The organism is Streptomyces sp. NPDC054783, assembly GCF_053611725.1.
On the sequence record NZ_JBSHAY010000092.1, the window covers coordinates 1 to 3834 of the forward strand.

The window sequence follows — 3834 nt, forward strand, 5'->3', positions numbered from 1 at the left end:
ACCCGCCGACAACACACCCGTGAACAAAAACCCGTCACTGTCCGCCAACGCCACCGCAGCACCCAACAACGGATGACCCGCAACACCCAGACCGATCGACTCCGGGTCCCCGCTCACCAACGACGCGGTGTCGGGCCAGTAGCGCTCACGCTGGAACGCATAGGTGGGCAACTGGACACGGCGAGCACCGGTCCCGGCGAAGAACGTCTCCCACGCGACAGGGAGGCCGTGGACATGGGCCTGTGCAAGGGCAGCGGTCAGCGTTTCCGCCTCCGGACGCTCCCGCCTGAGCACAGGGAGGAACACCACGTCGTCGCCGTCGGCGAGGCACTCCTGCGCCATGGCGGACAGGACACCGTCGGGCCCGAGCTCCACGAAGGTCGTGACGCCCTCGGCCTCCAGCACCCGCACGCCGTCCAGGAACCGCACAGCCTCGCGCACATGCCGCACCCAGAACTCCGGCGAGGACACCTCGTCGGGAGCCACGATCGTGCCGGTGAGGTTGGAGACGACCGGAATACGCGGAGCCTCGTACGACAGCCCCTCGACCACCCGGCTGAACGCCTCCAGCATCCCGTCCATGTGCGGCGAGTGGAACGCGTGACTGACCGTCAGACGCTTCGTCTTGCGGCCCTGCTCCTCGAAGCGGGCCGCGATCTCCAGTACCGCGTCCTCGTCACCCGCGACCACCACCGACGCCGGACCGTTGACCGCGGCGATGCTCACCGCGTCCGTCAGATACGGCGCGACCTCGTCCTCGGCAGCCTGCACCGCCACCATCGCACCACCGGACGGCAGCTCCTGCATCAACCGACCCCGCGCCGCCACCAGCGTGCAGGCATCCTCCAACGACAGCACACCCGCGCAGTGCGCCGCCGCGATCTCACCGATCGAATGACCGGAGACGAAGTCCGGCCTGATACCCCACGACTCCAGCAGCCGGAACAGCGCCACCTCCACCGCGAACAACGCAGGCTGCGTGAAAGCCGTCTGATCGATCAGCCCGGCATCGTCACCGAACAACACCTCCAGCAACGGGCGCTCCAAGTGCCCGTCCAGAACCGCGCACACCGCGTCCAGCGCATCCGCGAACACCGGATACGCCTCATACAGTTCCCGGCCCATCCCCAGCCGCTGACTGCCCTGACCGGTGAACAGGAACGCCAGCTTCCCGGCGGCCGTAGAGCCCTTGATCACTCCGGCGGGCGACTGCCCGCCCGCCAGCGCACCCAGCTGCCGCAGGAACTCCTCGCGGTCGCCGGCCACGAGAACCGCCCGCTGCTCCAGCGCGGCACGGCCCGTCGCCAGGGAATAGGCGACGTCCAGCGGGCGCAGCCCCGGCTGCCCGGCAAGCTGCCCGTGCAGCCGCTCGGCCTGCTCACGCAGTGCCTGCCCACTGCCGGCCGACAGCGCGACGGGCACGACCGGCAACACCGCACCCGGCACCGCCCCGGCCTCCGCCTCCACCTCCGCCTCGGGCGCCTGCTCGATGATGGTGTGGGCGTTGGTCCCACTGATACCGAAGGACGACACACCCGCCCGGCGAGGACGGCCGGTCTCCGGCCAGTCCCGGGCCTCGGTCAGCAGCGACACCTCGCCCGCCGCCCAGTCCACATGCGGCGTCGGCTCGTCCACGTGCAGGGTCCGCGGCAGCACACCGTGCCGCATCGCCAGCACCATCTTCATGATGCCCGCAACACCGGCCGCCGCCTGCGTGTGACCGATGTTCGACTTGATCGAGCCCAGCCACAACGGCCGGTCCCCACCACGCTCCTGACCGTAGGTGGCCAGCAGCGCCTGCGCCTCGATCGGGTCACCCAGCGTCGTACCCGTACCGTGCGCCTCCACCGCGTCCACGTCCGACGCCGACAGACCAGCCGAAGCCAGCGCCTGCCGGATCACCCGCTGCTGCGAGGGACCGTTCGGCGCCGTCAGACCATTGCTCGCACCATCCTGATTGATCGCCGAACCCCGCACGACCGCCAGCACCGGGTGACCGTTCTTCCGGGCGTCGGACAGCCGCTCCACCAGCAGCATGCCCACACCCTCACCCCAGCCCGTACCATCCGCACCCGCCGCGAACGCCTTGCAGCGGCCGTCGGCCGACAGGCCACCCTGACGGCTGAAATCGACGAAGTTCTCCGGGGTGGCCATGATCGTGACGCCGCCCACCAGTGCGAACGAGCATTCGCCGTTCCGCAGGGCCTGGGCAGCCCAGTGCAGAGCGACCAGCGACGACGAACAGGCTGTGTCCACCGTCACGGCCGGGCCTTCCAGCCCGAAGACATAGGCGAGTCGGCCGGAGACGACGCTGGCCGCGTTCCCGGTGCCGAGGTGACCTTCGAGCCCCTCGGGTGCCCTCATCAGCAGCGACAGGTAGTCCTGGCCGTTCGTGCCGATGAACACGCCGGCCTGACTGCCGCGCAGGGTGTCCGGGGCGATGCCCGCCCGCTCGAACGCCTCCCACGCGGTCTCGAGCAGCAGCCGCTGCTGCGGGTCCATCGCCATCGCCTCACGCGGGCTGATGCCGAAGAAGCGCGCGTCGAACTGAGTGGCGTCCTGGATGAAGCCACCCTCACGGGTGTAGGTCTTGCCCGCCTGCTCGGGGTCCGGATCGTAGAGGGACTCGATGTCCCAGCCTCGGTCGGCGGGGAACCGGGAGGTTGCGTCGCGTCCGCCGGCCAGCAGCTGCCAGAGGTCTTCCGGTGACTGCACACCACCGGGGAAGCGGCAGCTCATCGCGACGATCGCGATCGGGTCATCGGCCACGGAGAGCGCCGAGGCGCCGGGTACCGAGCTGACGACGGTCGCTCCCCGCCCGGAGTGTCCGAGCCGTCCGAGGAGTTCGTCGCGCAGGTGGGCGGAGAGAGCGGAGGCCGTGGGGTAGTCGTAGACCAGGGTCGTCGGCAGGCTCAGCCCCGTGACGGCGCCCAGACGGTTGCGCAGCTCCACAGCGGTGAGAGAGTCGAAGCCCAACTCCCGGAACGCACGCTCTCCATGGACGGCATCGGCACCACTGTGCCCGAGCACGGCCGCGACCTGGGCCCGCACCAGGTCAAGCAGTTCCTTCTCGCGTTCGGCGTCACCGAGGTCGGCCAAGCGGTCGGCGAGCGACGACGAACCGCGCACGGAGTGCTGATGGTCGTTCTCGGCGCGGGATGCCTCCGACGACGCCTGGACGAGCCGCAGTTCGTCGAGGAGTGTGCTGGGGCGTACGGCGGTGAAACCGGACGCGAAGCGTTCCCAGTCCAGGTCCACCACACACAGCGCCGGATCACCGAGCTCACCCAGCCCAACCGCCTGCTCCAGCGCCCGCATCGCCAGCTGCGGGTCCATCGGCGGCATGCCCTCACGCCGCAGCCGCCGCTCCAGGACCCCCTCGGCCGCCATCCCGCCATCAGCCCACGGACCCCACGCCACCGACACCGCCGGCAGCCCCTCACCACGCCGCTCCTCGGCCAACGCATCCAAGTAGGCGTTCGCGGCGGCGTAGTTGGCTTGTCCGCTGCTGCCCAGAGTGCCGCTGATCGACGAGAACAGTACGAACGCCGACAGGTCCAGATCACGCGTCAGCTCGTGCAGGTGACGTGCCGAGTCGGCCTTGGCCTGCCACACGCGCTCGAACCGCTGCGGCGTCAACGCGTCCAGGACACCGTCGTCGAGCACACCCGCCGCATGGAACACAGCCGTCAGCTCGGAGCGCAGCGGCTCCAGCAGCCGCGCCAGCGCCTCACGATCGGCCACGTCACACGCGGCGATCGTCACCCGCGCACCCAACGCAACGAGCTCCGCCTCGAGCTCGGCCGCCCCCGGCGCCTCCGCACCCCGCCGACT

At 70.2% G+C, this 3834-nt stretch carries 1 protein-coding gene; it reads right to left on the reverse strand.

Annotated features, from left to right (window positions below; all coding sequences use genetic code 11):
- Positions 1-3834, reverse strand: a 3834-nt coding sequence (locus ACWGJ5_RS46445) for a type I polyketide synthase (protein ID WP_453315622.1), incomplete at both ends; no start/stop codon positions are given.